Origin of the sequence: Rheinheimera aquimaris (assembly GCF_020531985.1) — a bacterium.
Taxonomy (GTDB): domain Bacteria; phylum Pseudomonadota; class Gammaproteobacteria; order Enterobacterales; family Alteromonadaceae; genus Alishewanella; species Alishewanella aquimaris.
Window position 1 is genome coordinate 606456 of sequence record NZ_JAJAVQ010000002.1, and the last position, 17582, is coordinate 624037.

Genomic DNA, 17582 nt, shown 5'->3' on the forward strand with positions numbered 1-17582 from the left:
TCGCCATGGCGTGGCTTCGCAGCATTGTGGCTGCATGCTATGCTGCGCGCAGTATTTTCTTAAGTAAGGGCAACAGTATGACATTAGCGGTAGTAGCGTTAATTGCCGGTTTGGCACTTTTGGTCTGGAGCGCAGACCGCTTTGTCGATGGCGCTGCAGCCACCGCCCGGTATGCTGGTATGCCACCGCTGTTAATCGGTATGCTGATCGTTGGTTTTGGCACCTCAGCTCCTGAGATGGTGGTATCAGCCATGGCCGCCAGCGACGGTAACCCGGCTTTGGCGCTGGGTAATGCTTACGGTTCCAACATTACTAACATTGCGCTGATCCTGGGTCTGGTCGCGCTGCTAAGCCCTATTGCTGTGCATTCACAGGTACTGAAAAAAGAGCTGCCAATTTTAATGCTGGTAACCGTATTTGCCGGCTGGCAAATGTTTGACCATCAACTAAGCAGCCTGGATGCCTGGTGTTTACTGGGTGTGTTCTTTGTGCTGATTGCCTGGTCGGTGTATCAGGGCATGAAAAGCCCGCAGGATGCCTTAGCTACCGAAATGAATGAAGAGCTGACGCAAAGCAGCATGACCTTAAAACAAGCCATTATCTGGCTGCTGGTGGGCCTGGTGCTGTTGATTGTGGCATCGCGTATGCTGGTATATGGCGCGGTGTTTATCGCGCAAAGCCTGGGCGTCAGCGATCTGGTGATTGGTTTAACGGTAGTGGCAATCGGTACTTCGTTGCCGGAACTGGCTTCGTCACTGATTGCGATTAAAAAGGGCGAGCACGATATTGCGCTCGGTAACGTGATTGGCTCTAACCTGTTTAATACGCTGGCGGTAGTGGGTATAGCGGCAGCGATAGAACCTATGGCGGTTGATGCCGTCGTGTTAACGCGCGATTGGACACTGATGGCCGTACTGACAGCGGCACTGTTTGTGATGGGCTACGGTTACAAAAAGCAGGGCCGTATTAACCGGCTGGAAGGTGCTGCACTACTGGCGGTGTTTATTGGCTATACCGGCTATTTAGTCAGCACTGTTATGGCGTAAGCCAGCGCTATGGCCGGGCCACGCCAGGATCTCGACCCCGGTTACTACCTGCAGCACTTTAACGAGTTGCTGCAGTTTGTCGGTACTCACTACGCGCAGTGTTTAACCACAGACGAGCAGCAGTTTCTGCACGATTTTGCCGCGCTGACTGAGCCCGCGCAGCAGTTACTGGTGCGCATGCTTAACCGCAAAGGCACGGTGTTTGCCGATACCGAGCTGCATTACGAAGAGATTGGCCCGCCCGGGCCTGTGCTGGATGAACTGAGCGCCGCTGGCTTTATCAGTGCGCTTAGTGGCAATGAACTGGCCGATTTCTGGCTACGCTTAACAAAAGATACGCTGTGGCAGTTGTTGCAACTGGCTGAAGCGGCAACCGGCGAAGCCAGCGGTGCGAAAAAAAGCCAGGCCAAGCCAGAGCTGCTGCGCGTAGCGCTGAAGCTGGAGGTAAACTGGCTTTCGCTTATCAATCAGCTGCCGCAGCGTTATGTCGCACTGCAACGCCAGCCCACACTGAATTACCTGTATTTTCTTTATTTTGGCCGTATAGAGCCGAATTTATCATTGTTTACGCTGCGCGATTTGGGCATCCGCCAAAGCGGCCAGTTTAAACAGCAGTTTAAACCACGCTTTACCGGCTTAGCCCAGGCCCGGCTGGCCTATGCGTTAGCCTGCGCCAAACAGCAACTGGCTGAGCTGGCAAAGCAGCTGAAAAACCAGCCGGAAGATGCCGCCATGTTACTGCAACCCTGGCTGGAGCACGTGCAGCAATGGCCACAAAGTGATGATAATGCGCTGGCGCTAAAGCGCAGTGAACGCTGCTACAGCCTGGGCAAACTGGCCGAGCAATACCTGCTGGATGAGCTGGCCATCGCCTTTTATCAGCACAGTAATGGCTTTCCAGCCAGCGAGCGCTTAGTGCGGTTGTATTTCAGCAGTGGGCAGCTTGATAAGTGCCAGCAGTATTTGCAGCAACTGTTGGACGACCCCAGCTGCGATGAAGAATGGCTGTTTGCCGATGATTTTTATCAGCGTAAATTTGCCGCAAGCCAACAGCGGCGTTCGGTACTGACTGAGCTTTTGCGCACTGCGCCACTGGTTGGCATCGACGAACTTTACTTAGGCAAAGCTGAGCAAGGCCTGATGGCGCATTATGCGGCAAAGGGCTACAGCGTGTTTCACGGCGAAAACAACCTGTGGCTGGCGCTGTTTGGCCTGTGGTTCTGGCATGAGTTGTTTGAACATGAACACAGTGCGCTGCATAACCCGTTTGAGCGCCGGCCGCGTAACCTCAGTGCCGGTGGCTTTTATCAGCAGTTTGCGCAGCAAATAGAACAAAAGCTGGCGCAACTGGCCGAGCCAGGCGCGGCTACCGCGCTGCTAAACGCATTAACTGCGCACTATGGCAAAGCCAACAGCCTGTTTTACTGGCACAGCGATTTGGCAGAGCAGCTATTGCCGCTATTGCAATATGCGTCGGTGGCTAATGGCCAAAGTGCATTAGCACCCATACTGCGCGCCATGGCGCAGGATTTTTCCCGCCACAGCAGCGGTTACCCGGATTTACTGCTGATAAAAGATGACACGCTGGAGTTTATTGAAGTAAAAGCGCCGGGCGATAAAATTCAGCGCCACCAGTTAGCACGGTTACAGGCACTAAAACAGGCCGGTTTTAACGCCCGTATTGAAAAACTGCAGTGGATAGTCGACCCAAACCGCGTTTATGTAGTGCTGGACGTTGAAACCACCGGCGGCAAAGCTGGTACCGATCGCATCACCGAAATAGGCGCATTAAAAGTGCAGGCCGGTGAGGTGCTCGATACCTTCAGTACACTGATAAACCCGCAGCGGCATATCCCCTCTTTTATCAGCCGCTTAACCGGTATCAGCAATAGCATGGTCGCCGATGCGCCAACCTTCGCTGATATCGCCGATAAGCTCGCCGAATTTTTGCAAGGCGCGGTATTTGTCGCGCACAACGCTAAGTTTGATTACGGCTTTATCCGCAGTGAGTTCGCCCGCTGCGAACTGCCGTTTGATATGCCGCAACTATGCACGGTAGTAAATATGCGCCGCTATTACCCTGGTTTAAAATCCTACAGCCTGGGCAACCTGTGCCAGCAGTTTGATATACCGCTCACCAACCACCACCGCGCACTGGCAGATGCGACAGCAACGGTGGAGTTGCTGAACATGATAAACACGCGGCGTACCGCCAATCAGTAACGCTGTCTATCATCTTTACGTAAATAATAGGCTGTGTGGCTATACAGCATTCCTCTTTGAGTTTTTTAACAGCAACTTGCGGGTGCAAGCCCCGTATTTTGCAATGCCGTAATTTGCTACATGAAAAATATGCTTGATTTACATTTGGTTGGCGCCATAGACTGAATTTTATTTTGTAACTTGCGGGATCTCTTAAACGCAACTTGCGGGGATAAATCCTTTGAATAAGCTGTTATACATCATTGGAGGTATAAATTGGCCACAGAGTGGATCTATGTTGTAGACACGGCTGTGAAAATTGGATTGGGCGCTCTTATAAGTGGTATTGCGGCTTACCAAGTAACTAGGCTTAAAAACCAGCACGAGTCCGAAAAGTCGAAATCAACTGTTATTAAAGATCTCATATTAGAAGCAGCCAAAAGTGCAGATGAGTATTTTGACTACACATATAGGTACTTTTCTAAGCTTGACGGGATTCGAATTTCGTCGGAGAAATTTGAATTTACTGACGATGACTGGAAAGAAGCTGAAAAGATAATTAACGAAATAGACTCTGAGCTAACAGTTGCTCGAACAAATTACTATAACGCGCAAAGTAAGCTAGAGCTTTTGGGGTTGAGTCAGCAAGCGGAGTTGCTTTCCACCTATAGTAGCGGAGCAGAGAAACTACGAAAATTCTACTTTGCCGATGGAAGGTCGGTTCCCACCAAAGAGTTTCTGGGAGAATGGTGCAAGAAATACGTTCCAATTAAAAAAGAGTTTAGAGAGTCTTTAAGTGAGTCTTTCTTGGGCTCAATCTAATGTATAACAATGCAAGTCACTAACTCGTCGTTAAGCTCCTCGGGGACAAAGGCCACAGCGCGGCAAGCCGCTGGCCTTTGCCCGTGCTTGCGGCGTTAACTGTATCTATGCACCCAGACAAGGTAATACTTGAAAATTATGGTCAGATCAAAATTAAACTAGTTATTTAATTTTCATCTGCCCCCCTTTTATTCCCTGTACCAACTAGCAATCCAAATAGCAAAGTTCGCAAACGCAAGAAAAGCCCAAAAGTACATACGCATTTTAGTTTGAATCCCACCACCTTTACTTTTAAAGAAATGCTCCCAGCCAGCGTATTCGGCGTCACCAGGATGAGTTACAACCTCTATGCGATTTATGTAGGCGCCAATTATGCCGAGATGTTTGTTGACGGAGTAGGCTCGCAAAGCTCCAAAAATTGAAATAAAAAATGGGACTCCAGCGGCGACGTAAGCGAAAAATGGAAGGAGACATTCTTGTGAGGCGAGCCAAGAATAGACGGCAGCAATCCCGAGTAAACTATTTTTCTCCAGCGTCGACAAATCTGATAGCGAATTTTCGATCTCCTTGCGGAGACTCAGGTATTCTTCCTTTCTATGCCAAAGTTCGTCGCTCATCATATTCTCCGAATGTATTGGTTATTGGTTATCGGTTATCGGTATTCGACGGTTCTACCTGCGTCTAAACACGGATTAACACGTGTTTGTAGAATTATGTACAGAACACTACGCCGAATGTTTAGAAATCATAATAACTTATTGGTATAGCTGAAATTGGTGCTTGCAACAAATACGGTTTAAGCCATCTAAAAGAGCAATTTGAATGTTTAGCCAGGCTCTGGCTGCAGGTCAATAAAACTGCTGATGGTTAACCGTCCTTGTGCTGGATTGGCCGACAGGCTGGCGGTGGGGGGAATTACGCCGCTGTGCAGGGCATGGCGGCGGTAGATCACCAGCCGGTTAAATACACCTTCGGCTTCGGCTATCTGGCTAAACAGCGGTGTATCGCCATGAATATAGCCTGCATCGCGCCCCGGCAGGTTGGGGCCGTCGTTTTCGGCTTCCAGCGCCCGGTAATACTGCGCCGCGCGGCTGTCATCTATGGTTTCAAAACCACTCTGGCGGTGGCGGTAAAACGCGGTACCGCCGTGATTACCGTGAAATAAGTAATGCACTGCCGCCAGCGCGTGTTTTTCGGTGGTGTCAAAATGCGGTATCCGCTGCAGTAGTTTCAACTGCTCTGGCGCTGTGGTCACCAGTGAATAGTGGCAAACCGAAAAACTCAGCGCGCCGGCGGGCAAGGCGAACACATCGCGTAATACCGGTGTCAGGCTTTGCAGCAGCACTTGCTGATACGACAGCGGTGCCGGCGCACGCACGCCGGGGTAATAAGGCGAGTTAGCGCTAAAGCTTTGCTGGCAGGCATCGGTGACTAACAGCTCTGGCTTCGCCAGAAAGTTATCAATCAGCAGCAGTGGCGATTGCTCGCTGCCGGGGCGCAGACAGCGGACTTGCATCGCGGGGTTAGCGGCCAGCATGGTTATCAATCCGTATTGGCGGCACAGTACTGGCGGATAAAGTCGCTGTGCTTGGGTAAACGCGCCACGGCATGGCTGATGGTGTCACGGATTTGCTGTAAGTGCGCCTGCAATTGCTGCGGCGACAGGCTGGCGACTAACTGATGATAGCTTTGTGGCATCAGGCGCTGTCCCAGCATCACATGCGACCAGGATTCCAGCCGGAACATTTCTTCACCGGTCTGAAAGGCATGCGCGCTGGCGCGGAACAGCTCGATGCGGTGTGCCAGGGTGTCAGGGATCGACATAGTGCGGCAGTAGTTCCAGAACTCGCTGTCGCTACGCTCAGTCTGGTGGTAGTGCAGAATAATAAAGTCGCGGATTTTTTCCAGTTCGCTGATCGACTGCTGGTTGTATTCGTCAATCAGCGGTTGCTGCACGCCGTTAAACGGGAATAACCGCAGCAGCCGGATCACGCCATTCATAAACAGATAAATACTGGTTGACTCCAGCGGTTCAATAAAGCCGCTGGATAAACCCAGTGCGACACAGTTTTTATGCCAGAACTTTTTACGCCGGCCGGTTTGATAACTCAGCATACGCGGCTCAAACAGCGGTGCTGTTTCCAGGTTGCCGAGCAACCGTTGCCGGGCTTTATCGTCCGACAGGTAGTCGGCGGCGTACACCAAGCCATTACCAACGCGGTGCTGCAGCGGAATACGCCACTGCCAGCCGCTGTCGTGCGCGATAGCGCGGGTGTAAGGCGGCAGGGTGCTGGCCGATTCAGTTTGTACCACCATGGCTTTGTTGCAGGGCAACCAGTGATCCCAGCGTTCAAAGCCGGTGTGCAGTGTCTGTTCAATCAACAGCGCGCGAAAACCGGTGCAGTCAATAAATAAGTCACCGCTGATTTCAGTACCGTCTTCCAGTACCAGTGCGCGGATATCGCCATTTACCTGCTGCTGTACCTGTGCAATTTTGCCTTCTATGCGCACCGCGCCCTGCGCTTCGCTAAAGGCACGCAAAAAACGGGCATAGCGGGTGGCGTCCAGATGATAGGCGTAGCTGATGTTGGAGCTGTCGGTTTTGGCAAATTTACCAGCCAGCGCTGCCTGCAGTTCATAGCAGTAACTACCAAAAGGTTCATCTATGCCAAGCGTGCGGCCATGCAGGTAATAATGCTGAAAATCGGCCAGAAAACTGCCTTTGCCGGTAACACCAAAGGGGTGAATATAGCGATCGCCAAGCTGGCCCCAGTTTTCAAACGAAATACCAAGTTTAAAGGTAGCGTCGGTGGCACGCATAAACTCCTGCTCGTCGATACCGAGCAGGTTATGAAACAGCTGCACCGGGGGTATTGTCGACTCGCCAACGCCGACAGTGCCTATCTCTGCAGACTCGACCAGCACCACATCTATCTGGCCCTTTAAACGTTTTGACAGCGCCGCTGCCGCCACCCAGCCGGCAGTGCCACCACCGGCAATAACCACTTTTTTAACCGCGGTGTGATGTTGATTATCAGTGTGCACGACAGGATCCTTTTTATCAGCGGTTTAACCGGTTTAGCAGCATGGCCCTGAGCTGGCGGGCCTGCATATCATCCAGCGGGCCCAGCACGCCTTGTGCCGCTGGCGGTAAATGTGCAGCGGCCTGCTGCGGGTCGTCAAATACGTAGTAATTCAGCAGTGCCTGCCAGGCTTTACGTTCATGCTCAGGTTTTTCGCGCAGGCACAACAGGGCGTGATACAGCAAATTCATGCCAGAGCCGGTATAGCGTGGCGCGTTGCTCCACCAGTAGTTGATCAGCACGTTAAAGTTGCCGGGCGCTGCTACCCGGTGCCACCACATGCTGGGCAGGTACAGCGCATCGCCGGGTTCCAGTTCAGCAATGCAGCCTGCGGCAATGGCATCGGCAAAGCGTGGGTAACGCTCAAAGTCAGGCTGGTCAAAATCCACCATGCTGATCACCTGGCCGCCGGGGGTCGGTTGCAGCGGGCCGGGGTATAAGTTAGCAACCTGCTCCGGCGGAAATAGGGTAAAAGTACGTTTGCCGGCCACGCAGCAGGCTAAGTTCTCTGATGCATCATAATGACAGGCGGCAACCGAGCGGTTACCCAGCCAGATACTAACCCTGTCTGGCTCGGTGGCATAGTCTGGCTTAGGCCTGTTCAGTTGCAGCGGCAATTGCGCACTTAGCGTTGGGAAGTGACTCTGGATCAGGTTAGAGGCGATATAGGCTGAAGGCGGCTCTGGCAAACTCTGCCAGGCCAGCAGCTGTTGCAAAACCTCGTCTACCTTGCCGGTGTCAACGGTAAAATTCAGCGCTGTGGCATTGTCATTGTAAAAATAGCGGCCATTCAACCCGGGCCCGGCGCGGTACACCTGGGTGGGCTGGCCGTTGTAATGGCTGTTAATATAATCGGCCAGTGCGTTATTACCCTGTTGGCCTTGCTGCACTATCGGCCAGTGGCTAACCAGGCCTTTAAGCACCACAGGTTCGGCTGCGCTAAAAATACTTTGTGGCACCTCGCCGCTGGTGCAGTTGTCAATAACACGGCAATGCCGGTTGATGGTCAGCGATGGCACTGTTGTGCGGGCAATGGCGTTATGCATATTGCCGCCTTAGGCCGTCGCAGCCAGGCGCTGCAGCAACTGGTTTTTACGCTCAATTAAGCTGCTGATATGGCGCAACGAGCTTTGCATAGCAAACGCCAGCTGCAAAAAGCCCGCCAGGTGTAATTGTTCCAGCTCTGGGCCACGCAGCGCTGCCAACGCTTCTGTATTAAGGCAATAATTGCCACTCAGGCGGTGCTTTTCGCCGTTTTGCAGGCTGTATTCAATATTGGCGGGCTGCAATAGCTGCAGCTGGCGAAAAGCGCCGAACATCGGCTTGGTCAGCGCCATGCCCTGATGAATGCGTAGCAGCGTATCGGTAATATGCTGCAGGTAAGGGCTGCTACCGCCCTCGGGCAGAAATAGCTGCTGGCCATGTAGGCTGTTGACTTTAGGGTGGGCCAGGTCGATATGCACCACGGCTTCCCGCTCAGTCTGTTGCTGCTGAAAACCGATACGAAACGGGCCTTTCTCAATCAGCGCCGGTATATAACGGGCGTCCCAGCCATTATTGTTGTTGCTCAGATACAGGTTTTCGTCTGGCGCTAAGCCCAGTAAGGCTATGGCGTGAAAGCTGTCGTCCTGTTCGTTATGGCGTGCCAGAATGGCGTATTCGTGTTGCAGCGTAGTAAACTCGGTGGGAAATACCGGTACCGATACCTGATTGTCGCCGTACTCAGCACTAAAATGGTGTAACACCCGGGTATGCTGGTGATCGATATTGTTCAACAGTACGTGTTGTGTCATGTTTGTGTCCTGTCTCTGTTGTACAGCTGCTGTTGTACTGCAAAAACCACGCTGGTCAATGAATGATTCAGCTGCCATCGGTTTGCCCACGCTAACACGCCGTAAACCCTTCCGTGGGGGCTCCTTTCAGCCCATCCAGGGCTGAGACGGTTAGCTTAGGGCAAACCGACTCTGCTTGAGTTATCATTATCCAGGTGCTGGCTTTTACAGTACAACGAACAGAGAAAAGCCGCCACTGTCAGTGGCGGCTAGCGCATCAGAAATCGTAGCGCAGGCCAATCTGGTAGCGTGGCCCCAGATCAGTCAGATACCACAACATGGCTTTGTTACGTGCATGTGAGCGGCTGTCTTCACCGGTCAGGTTCAGCGCTTCAGCAAATACCGTCAGCTGCGGGTTAATGTCGTAGCTCACGTTAACATCAATTTGCCAGTAGGCTTCTTCAAACCGGGGGTTATTTGAGCCACCTTTGTTCACCTCTGCCAGATACTTGTCGCGCCAGTTCCAGGCAATACGTGCCTGCCAGCCGTCTTTCTCGTAAATACCAATCAGGTTGGCGGTATCACTTAGCCCCACTAACGCAAATTGTGATTCACTCGGATCGGCATTGGTATCAAAACCAACATCGCCGCGTACTATGGTGTAGTTGGCCTGCACACCAAAACCGCTTTCGCCAAAGAAATGCTGTATAGCAAACTCGGCACCATATATTTTCGCGGCGCGGTTGTTATCCGGCGTATTGGTGCGGAAGATCACTTCAGGATCTTCATCGGTGGCGCGTAAGTCAAAGCCGGGGTTATTAGCGAGGAAATCCAGCTGTGCCGGTGTGCCGGTAAACTGCGGGTTAGCACCAAACTCGGCAATCATATCCGGGTGATTACGGTATTCATTAAATACCATCATCGCATACAGGTAGGTGTCATCCAGCGGGAAGCCGCCATCACGCACAGCCTGTGCTGCTGCCAGAGCCCGTGGGCCAGCGGTAACATCGCGGATATCCAGTAATGGCTGATCGACCTGACGGCTGCCAATAAAGTTAACCACGTCTTTCTGGAAGAAGCCGGCTGACATGTAGCTGAACGGGTTGTAGTACCACTCCAGAGACAGGTCGAAGTTGCTGGATTCCAGTGGCAGCAGGCCAGGGTTTGATGCATCAGCGGTAGGTTGTGCGCCCAGTAGTGTAGAACCGCCGCCACCGCCGAAGTTAGACGCCGATACCCCCAGGCTGCCAAGGCCGGCCCGGGCGATGGTTTTGCTGTATGAGAAGCGACTGATTAAATCGTCGCTCAGATGCAGTGTCACATCGAGGCTGGGTAGCAGGAAGTCGTAGTCATTACTGGCATAAGCCGGTTCTGCCGGGACGCTGGAATCGACATAAGAGAAGATGTCGTTGTTGTCTTCCCACTGGAAATATACCCGGCTGACCAGAGAACTGGAGTCAGACTCGGTTTTTTCATAGCGCATACCGGTTAATACATCAAACTGCATACCGCCGAGTTCGCCTTCCAGAGCTACCTGGAAGTACACGGCTTCAGTATCTTCTTTCACAATGTTGTCATACGACAATGAGCTTTCTACACCGGTAGGAATACCAGGGTATAAATCCAGTGCGGCATTGTATAACGCACGTGGGTCAGCGATAAAACCATAGCCGCCTGGCCGGGTGCTGAAATCGTCAAATTCGCCAGGTAAATCGAACGGCTGGATCAGATCGCCAAATTCCCCCGGGTTACCAACGTTCCAGTTACCCAGTGCGATATTATTACCGGCTGTTTGAATAGAACGCGACTCCATCTTGCGCAGCTCGGCACCAAAGTCAAAGCGGCCATCGTCAAACTCATAGCTGCCATCCAGTTTTACCTGTTTAACTTTACTTTCCTGGCTGGCATTGCGGATACGGGCAATAGAGGAACCAACATCTCCGGCATCAACCATACCATTAGCATTGGCACCTTTATCCGGCAGGGTGTCGTCATACACGTTCAGGTAAGTAGGTAAATCCGCCCCCCAGAACCATTCGCGTGATGTCACTATAGGTGCACCCAAACCCACAGCCAGCTCGCCCGAGCCACGTGGGCCGGTACCACGGCTGAACAGCTCAGAGCTGTGCGCATCCAGCGCCAGTGTCAGATTGTCGTTTACCTGATACTCCAGATTCAAACCGGCTGATTTCAGTGTGTTGGTTTGCTCGCGCCATTGTTGCTCGTAACCTTCATCAACAGCACTGGCGTAGGTTTCCTGAATATAAGACGGGGTTTTTACCGTATTATTGTCAAACTCTACCACCTTGGTGTTGCTACCGGTTTGTACCCAGTTGGTAATTTCACCGCGGTGCTCTACCAGGTTGTTTTCGGCAAAGGTGTAATCGGCGGTAGCAGTAAAGTTATCGTGCGGCCTGAATTGTAATGTCAGCTGCGCATTGTCACGTTTACGCTCGGTGTTTGAAAACGCATAGCGAATATCATTCGGACGGGTATATAACTGGCCCTGTTCCGGCGCGTTGATCACTTCCGTATTAGCGTTATTCCATAGCCGGTCAGCATCGGCGATATCATCCCAGTAGTCTACCTGCCAGTCGTTAACCGTTGCACCGGTGTAACCGGAATCACGTTGCTGATGGCTGGCAGAGATACTGACACCAAATTTGCCGTCGTCCAGTGCGTGGCTAAAAATACCTGAGATCTCCGGTGTCACATCGTCACCGGTACGGTTGGTGGTATCGTGTACGGCTTTTACCCCGACACTGGCTACCGTTTCACCGGTGTCCAGCGGTCGGGCGGTTTTTACGTTAAGTGTGGCGCCTATACCGCCGGTAGCAATATTGGCTTTACCGGTTTTATACACTTCTACTGCGCGGATACTTTCTGACGCCAGATTAGAAAAGTCAAAGGCACGGGCGCTGCCGCCGCGGGTGGTGCCGTCGGCACCAGAACCTGCGCCATAAGTGGTGGCTGATGGCATGGTACGGCCATTCAGCGTCACCATATTATTGTCGCCGCCAAAGCCACGTACTGTTACTTCAGAACCTTCGCCGTTAGTGCGGCTTATTGATACACCGGTAATACGTTGTAGTGATTCTGCCAGGTTGGTATCGGGGAATTTACCGATATCCTCAGCTGAGATGGCATCAACCACCCCCATAGAATTACGTTTAATGGATGCGGCTTCCTGCATACTGGAGCGCACGCCTCGCACCATAATAACTTCAATGCCGCTGGCATCTGTTTCTTCCTGAACCGGTGCCTGCTGTGCGTATAGCGGCATAGCCGCCGCACTACCAAGTAACACTGACACTGCCCGGGCCAATGCCGTCCTGGTAAAGGTTTTCCTGTTTTCCATTTTCTCTACATCCCCTCGTGATTTGTTATAAGTCATTCAAATCAAACAGTCGGGCAGTAAGGCTTTTAGTTATTGCATGAATCAGGCCCTGCCGGCATGTTCGTTTGTGCAGGTGCTGACTGTTACGGCTTCCTGCATGTCCATGCTGAATAGCCAACCCCCGACCCTCATTGTAGTAATGTTGTTACACAGGGGAAGTTGCCAAAATGCGTTACCTTTTTGCTTTTTTTATCAGGCGCTATAAAACCTGTTGTGCAATGCCGTAAAGACTGCACTTTAGCTAGCTATATATCCAGACGGCCGAATATCGTGATTTGATATAACTAATAGTTATCAAATCCTTCGGCTTGTGTTGCTACAGGCATAAAATGCCAGCATTGAGAATAACTGCAATGGTGAGTCTAATGAAAGTCAACCTGCCTGTACTGGATCTAACCTTATGGTATGCCGGTGGCGAGTCTCGCCGCCGTTTTCTGGCTGAACTCGGCGCGGCCGCGCGTGATGTCGGTTTTTTCTATCTGACCGGCCATGGTATAGCGCAAAGTCAGCAGCAGGCCGTACTACAGCTGGCGTCAGATTTTTTTGCGCTGCCGCAGGCCGATAAAAATACGGTGCAGATGGTAAACTCGCCGCATTTTCGTGGTTACACCCGCTTAGGTGGCGAGTTAACGCTGGGTAAGGCTGATCAGCGTGAGCAGTTTGATATTATGGCTGAGCAGAGCACGGCGCAGGTGCAAAGTGGTGAACCGGCCTGGTGGAAACTGTACGGACCAAACCAGTGGCCAGCTGCGCTGCCGCAAATGCAAAACACCCTGTTGCACTGGCAGGATCAACTGACCGATCTGACAGTGACACTGCTGCGCGCCTTTGCACTGGTATTGCAGCAACCTGAAGATGCGTTTGACAGTACGATTAAAGATGGCCCATACCGGCATATGAAACTTATCCGTTATCCGGGCCGCGCCACCGAGCAGGCAAAGCAGGGCGTAGGTGCGCATAAAGATCCGGGTTATCTGACACTGGTATTGCAAGATGGCCAAAGCGGGCTTGAAGTACAAACCGAGCAGGGCTGGGTTAGCGCCACGCCGCTGCCGGGCGCCTTTGTGGTGAATATCGGCGAGCTGTTGGAGCTGGCTTCAAACGGTTATTTACGGGCAACCTATCACCGGGTAAGCAGCCCGCCGGCGGGTATTGAGCGGTTGTCGTGCGCCTTTTTTATGGCAGCACAGCTTGATGCGACGGTACCTTTATTACCGCTGCCGGCAGAGCTGGCGAAACAAGCTAAAGGCCCGGCCAGCGACCCGCTTAACCCGCTGTTTTATCAGGTGGGGCAAAATGTTTTAAAAGGCCGGTTACGTTCGCACCCGGATGTGGCCGCAGCGCACTATAATGCGCTACAACATGTTGTTTAACCATCCATTTTAAATCGCCGCCATTGGCGGTGGTTTCTCAAATAAGAGCTTATAAATGAAATTTAAAACTCAATTGTTGCATAGCAGCAGCGGCGACCCGCAAACCGGCGCTTTAACCACGCCGATTTATCAAAGCAGTACCTTTACCTATGGCACTGCAGCCGAAGGCAAAGCCCGTTTTTCCGGTGAGCACAGCGGCTTTATCTACAGCCGCATGGCTAACCCGACGGTGCAGGCGCTGGAACAACAACTTGCAGTGCTGGAAGGCGCAGATGAAGCGTTGGTAGTCGCCAGCGGTATGGCGGCTGTCAGCAGTATTTTCTATGCGCTGGCAAGCGCAGGCGACGAAGTGGCCTTTATCGACCCGGTCTATGGTGGTACAGCGGCATTTTTAGTGAATACCCTAAGCCGTGCCGGTATTAGTGTAAGCCGCTATGCCAGTGACGATGACTTGCTGGCCAATATTCATCCGGCGACTAAGCTGGTGCTGTTTGAGCCGATTACCAACCCTAACCTGAAGGTAACCGACTATCGCAAGATCAAAGCTGCGGCGGCGAAAACCGGTGCCGTGACGGTATGCGACAATACCTTTTTAACACCTTACCTGTTTAAACCGCTGGAGCACGGTATCGATTTAGTCATGCACAGTGGCACCAAGTACTTAAGCGGCCACGGCGATATTATTGCCGGTGTGGTTGCCGGACGCACTGAGCTGATGCAGCCGGTGCGTACCATAGCGCTGAAACATATCGGCGCGGCGATAGGCCCGCAGGAAGCGTATTTGTTGCAGCGCGGGCTACGCACGCTGGCGCTGAGGATGGATGCACACCTTGCCGGTGCGGCCAAAGTGGCGCAATTTTTAGCCCAGCACCCGGCGGTAAGCAAAGTGATTTATCCCGGCCTGGTAAGCGATGCCGGCTACCCGGTACTGGCGGAAACGGTCGGCGCTTTTGGTGGCATGGTTAGTATAGAACTGGCAGGCGGCTTCGCCCGCGCTGAGCAGTTTTTAGATAAATTAGCGCTGTTTACCCAGGCCGTCAGCCTGGGCGATCTGGAAAGTCTGGCCTGCCACCCGGCCAGCACCACGCATGCAGCGATGGATGCTCCAAGCCGCTTAGCGGCCGGTGTAACCGATGATTTAATCCGCTTAAGTATTGGCGTGGAAGACCCGGATGATCTGATAGCCGATTTAGCCCAGGCGCTCAGTTAATACAGCCCAGAGGCTGCAGAGTTAATCGGCTTTTAAACTTTGTAAGATAGCGCAGTTCTGGACCTGCTTATGGCTACACGAGGTTGCAAGCATGGCCAGAGCTTGCTCCAGTTGCGCTAACTCCTGCTGCGTTTGCCGCACTCTGGCCAGTTGTTCAGCAATAATATTGTCTACTGTGTCGCACGAAGCTTCGGGCTTGCGCTGCACCGCAACTAACTGCTTTATTTCGTCAATCGGAATATTTAACTCGCGGCAGCGGCGAATAAATATCAGCGTATCGATATCATCTGTCGAGTAACAGCGGTAGCCGTTGGCTTCGCGTAGCGGCGTGTTTAACAGGCCAGCTGTTTCGTAGTACCGAATGGTTTTCGCCGGCACCCGGGTTTTGGTAGCCAGCTCGCTGATTTTCATCTTGACCTTCCAGTTACTGTAAGCTTTATGCTGCAGCCTAACATAAAACAGCAAAGATTTGATGCGCCAAACTATGTCAAACACCTTAACTGCTTCAACACTGCTGCTTGCACTGGGCATACCACCGTTAAGCCTGGCAGCAGAACCACTAAATTCACAAAGTACTTCGGTAACTGAAACGCAACACTCGCATGCTGAAGAGCATGACGACGAACACGGACACGACGATGATCATCACCACGATGATGACGAAAATATTGAAACCATTGTTGTGCAGGCTACCCGTTCCGGCCGTATCGCCAACGAGCAACCGGTGCGGGTTGAGCTGATAAACCGGGAAGAAATAGAAGAAAAAGCCGCTATGCGTCCGGGCAATATTGCGATGTTGGTGGCTGAAACCGGTGGTGTGCGGGTGCAAACTACCTCGCCGGCGCTGGGCAGCGCCAATATCCGCCTGCAGGGCCTGTACGGCCGTTATACCCAGTTATTAGCCGATGGTTTGCCGCTATATGGCAATCAGGCCGCGTCTATCGGCTTGCTGCAAATTCCGCCGACTGATCTTGGCCGGGTAGAAATTATTAAAGGCTCAGCCTCGTCTTTGTACGGCGGCTCGGCACTGGGCGGTGTCATTAACCTGGTATCCAGAAGGCCGGGTGATGAATTCAAAGGCGAAACTCTGCTTAACCTGACCAGCCGTGACGGCCAGGATCTCACAACTTATATCGAGTCGCCGCTGACCGATGCTATGCAAGGTTCTGTTACCGTCGGCGCGCATCATCAGGCCGCAACTGATATTGATAAAGACGGCTGGCTTGATCTTGCTGGCTTTGAGCGCTACACCGCGCGGCCAAGGCTGTACTGGCAGGGTGATAACGGCCAGACGTTGTATAGCACTGTGGGGTTGATGTCTGAAAAGCGCAATGGTGGTACAGCAACGGGTAGCACAGTAGCCGATGGCAGCAGCTATATACAAGCTCAGGACTCAGAGCGGTTCGATGGCGGCCTGGTGTTCAACCTGCCACTGTCTGACAGCTTAACGCTGAACAGCCGCGCGTCGGCCATGCTGCAACAACATCAGCACCGGTACGGTCGGGTGTTTGAGGATGACCAGCATGAAAGCTATCTGCTGGAAACCAGCCTGGCCGGCTACAGCGACAATACCGACTGGGTAGTTGGCGCGGCCTATCAGGCGGATAAGTTCGTTTCAGACACCTTCAGCCAGTTTGATTACTCCTATCAGGTGCCCGGCCTGTTTTCCCAGCTTGATTATGTTTTTACACCAACCGTAACTGCCTCGGTCAGCGCGCGGCTGGAAGATCACAGCGCGCTTGGTACTAAGTTCAGCCCCAGGGTGTCATTACTGTACCGGCCGGGCGATATCACAGTGCGCGCTTCTTATGGCCGCGGCTATTTTGCGCCATCGCCTTTTGTTGAAGAAATTGAAGCGGCCGGTTTATCGCGCCTTGAAGCCTTAACCGATTTAGCTGAAGAAACCGCACAAACGGCGTCGATAGACGTTACATATCGCTTTGACAGCATCGAAAGCAGTGTCACGCTATTTGGCTCGGATATAAAAAATGTGACTGAATTAGAAGCCTTTAGCATAGACGGCGCCACAGTACCAAACCGCGTACGCCTGGTTAATGCGCCGGGCGAGAGCAAAATACGTGGCTCAGAGCTATTGCTGCGCTATTACTGGCAGGATCTGAAACTGACCGCCAGCTATTTGTATCTGGATGCGACTGAGCTTAGCGACGATAGCATATCACGGCGCGAAATCGCCCTTACGCCAGAGCATTCTGCCGGCTTTGTTGCAATGTGGGAGCAACACGGTAACTTCCGCCTTGGTTTTGAAGCTTACTACACCGGCCGCCAGCGCTTAAACGATAACCCTTATGCTGATTACTCCAGCCCATATTGGCACCTGGGGTTAATGGGGGAAATCACTGTTGGCCGTTTTAGCTGGTTTATCAATCTGGAAAACCTGCTAAATGTCAGACAAACCGACGAGCACCCGATGTTGTTGCCGGTACAGGCCGCCAGCGGCCAGTGGACAACTGATATCTGGTCGCGTAACGATGGCTTTATTGCCAATGCCGGAGTGCGGATTAAGTTTGGTAATTAGGGCTGATATTCAGCCCTACAACCGCGGCAGAGCATCAATCTATGAGCAGAGCTCATGCTTTAATGAAATAATATCATTTTTATTCATGCTGCCTTTGGCGTATAAATTACTCATGAATTTCTAGACGTCTAGACGCCTTTT

General features: G+C 52.3%; 13 protein-coding genes. 6 read left to right on the plus strand and 7 right to left on the minus strand.

The window, feature by feature from the left end; all coding sequences use genetic code 11:
• Window positions 1–77 precede the first annotated feature (77 nt).
• The 3 genes from LHL18_RS07705 (at window position 78) to LHL18_RS07715 (ending at window position 4070) form a co-directional block, all read left to right on the plus strand.
• Window positions 78–1046 carry a calcium/sodium antiporter gene (locus LHL18_RS07705; protein ID WP_226766468.1) on the plus strand — a complete coding sequence of 323 codons (969 nt, stop codon included), beginning with the start codon at window positions 78–80 and terminating at the stop codon, window positions 1044–1046.
• 9 nt (window positions 1047–1055) lie between these two features.
• Window positions 1056–3269: an exonuclease domain-containing protein gene (locus LHL18_RS07710; RefSeq protein ID WP_226766469.1), complete on the plus strand. Its 2214-nt coding sequence runs from the start codon at window positions 1056–1058 to the stop codon at window positions 3267–3269.
• Between the two features lie 255 nt (window positions 3270–3524).
• Window positions 3525–4070: a hypothetical protein gene (locus LHL18_RS07715; protein ID WP_226766470.1), complete on the plus strand. Its 546-nt coding sequence runs from the start codon at window positions 3525–3527 to the stop codon at window positions 4068–4070.
• Between the two features lie 188 nt (window positions 4071–4258).
• On the opposite strand, the gene LHL18_RS07720 is transcribed toward LHL18_RS07715, so the two are convergent.
• The 6 genes from LHL18_RS07720 to LHL18_RS07745 all read right to left on the minus strand — a co-directional run bounded on the left by LHL18_RS07720 (window position 4259) and on the right by LHL18_RS07745 (window position 12283).
• Window positions 4259–4687 (minus strand): hypothetical protein, encoded by a 429-nt coding sequence (locus LHL18_RS07720; RefSeq protein ID WP_226766471.1) that lies wholly within the window; start codon window positions 4685–4687, stop codon window positions 4259–4261.
• A gap of 209 nt (window positions 4688–4896) precedes the next feature.
• Window positions 4897–5607 carry a DUF6445 family protein gene (locus LHL18_RS07725; protein ID WP_226766472.1) on the minus strand — a complete coding sequence of 237 codons (711 nt, stop codon included), beginning with the start codon at window positions 5605–5607 and terminating at the stop codon, window positions 4897–4899.
• Between the two features lie 5 nt (window positions 5608–5612).
• Window positions 5613–7115 carry a tryptophan halogenase family protein gene (locus LHL18_RS07730; RefSeq protein WP_226766473.1) on the minus strand — a complete coding sequence of 501 codons (1503 nt, stop codon included), beginning with the start codon at window positions 7113–7115 and terminating at the stop codon, window positions 5613–5615.
• Between the two features lie 16 nt (window positions 7116–7131).
• Window positions 7132–8199 carry a cupin-like domain-containing protein gene (locus tag LHL18_RS07735; protein WP_226766474.1) on the minus strand — a complete coding sequence of 356 codons (1068 nt, stop codon included), beginning with the start codon at window positions 8197–8199 and terminating at the stop codon, window positions 7132–7134.
• A 9-nt stretch (window positions 8200–8208) separates the two neighbouring features.
• Window positions 8209–8946, minus strand: a complete 738-nt coding sequence (locus LHL18_RS07740) for a SapC family protein (RefSeq protein ID WP_226766475.1) — start codon at window positions 8944–8946, stop codon at window positions 8209–8211.
• A gap of 256 nt (window positions 8947–9202) precedes the next feature.
• Entirely contained in the window at window positions 9203–12283 is a 3081-nt protein-coding gene (locus tag LHL18_RS07745; protein ID WP_134052575.1) for a TonB-dependent receptor, read from the minus strand.
• A 404-nt stretch (window positions 12284–12687) separates the two neighbouring features.
• Between LHL18_RS07745 and LHL18_RS07750 the strand changes: the two genes are divergently transcribed.
• Together LHL18_RS07750 and LHL18_RS07755 are read left to right on the plus strand one after the other, a co-directional pair.
• Window positions 12688–13695, plus strand: coding sequence for an isopenicillin N synthase family dioxygenase (locus tag LHL18_RS07750; protein ID WP_226766476.1), 1008 nt, complete (start codon window positions 12688–12690; stop codon window positions 13693–13695).
• Window positions 13696–13750: 55 nt separating this feature from the next.
• Window positions 13751–14905, plus strand: coding sequence for a trans-sulfuration enzyme family protein (locus tag LHL18_RS07755; RefSeq protein ID WP_226766477.1), 1155 nt, complete (start codon window positions 13751–13753; stop codon window positions 14903–14905).
• A gap of 21 nt (window positions 14906–14926) precedes the next feature.
• On the opposite strand, the gene LHL18_RS07760 is transcribed toward LHL18_RS07755, so the two are convergent.
• Window positions 14927–15316 carry a MerR family transcriptional regulator gene (locus LHL18_RS07760; protein WP_226766478.1) on the minus strand — a complete coding sequence of 130 codons (390 nt, stop codon included), beginning with the start codon at window positions 15314–15316 and terminating at the stop codon, window positions 14927–14929.
• A 73-nt stretch (window positions 15317–15389) separates the two neighbouring features.
• On the opposite strand from LHL18_RS07760, the gene LHL18_RS07765 reads away from it, so the two are divergent.
• Entirely contained in the window at window positions 15390–17441 is a 2052-nt protein-coding gene (locus tag LHL18_RS07765; protein WP_226766479.1) for a TonB-dependent receptor plug domain-containing protein, read from the plus strand.
• Window positions 17442–17582: the final 141 nt, after the last annotated feature.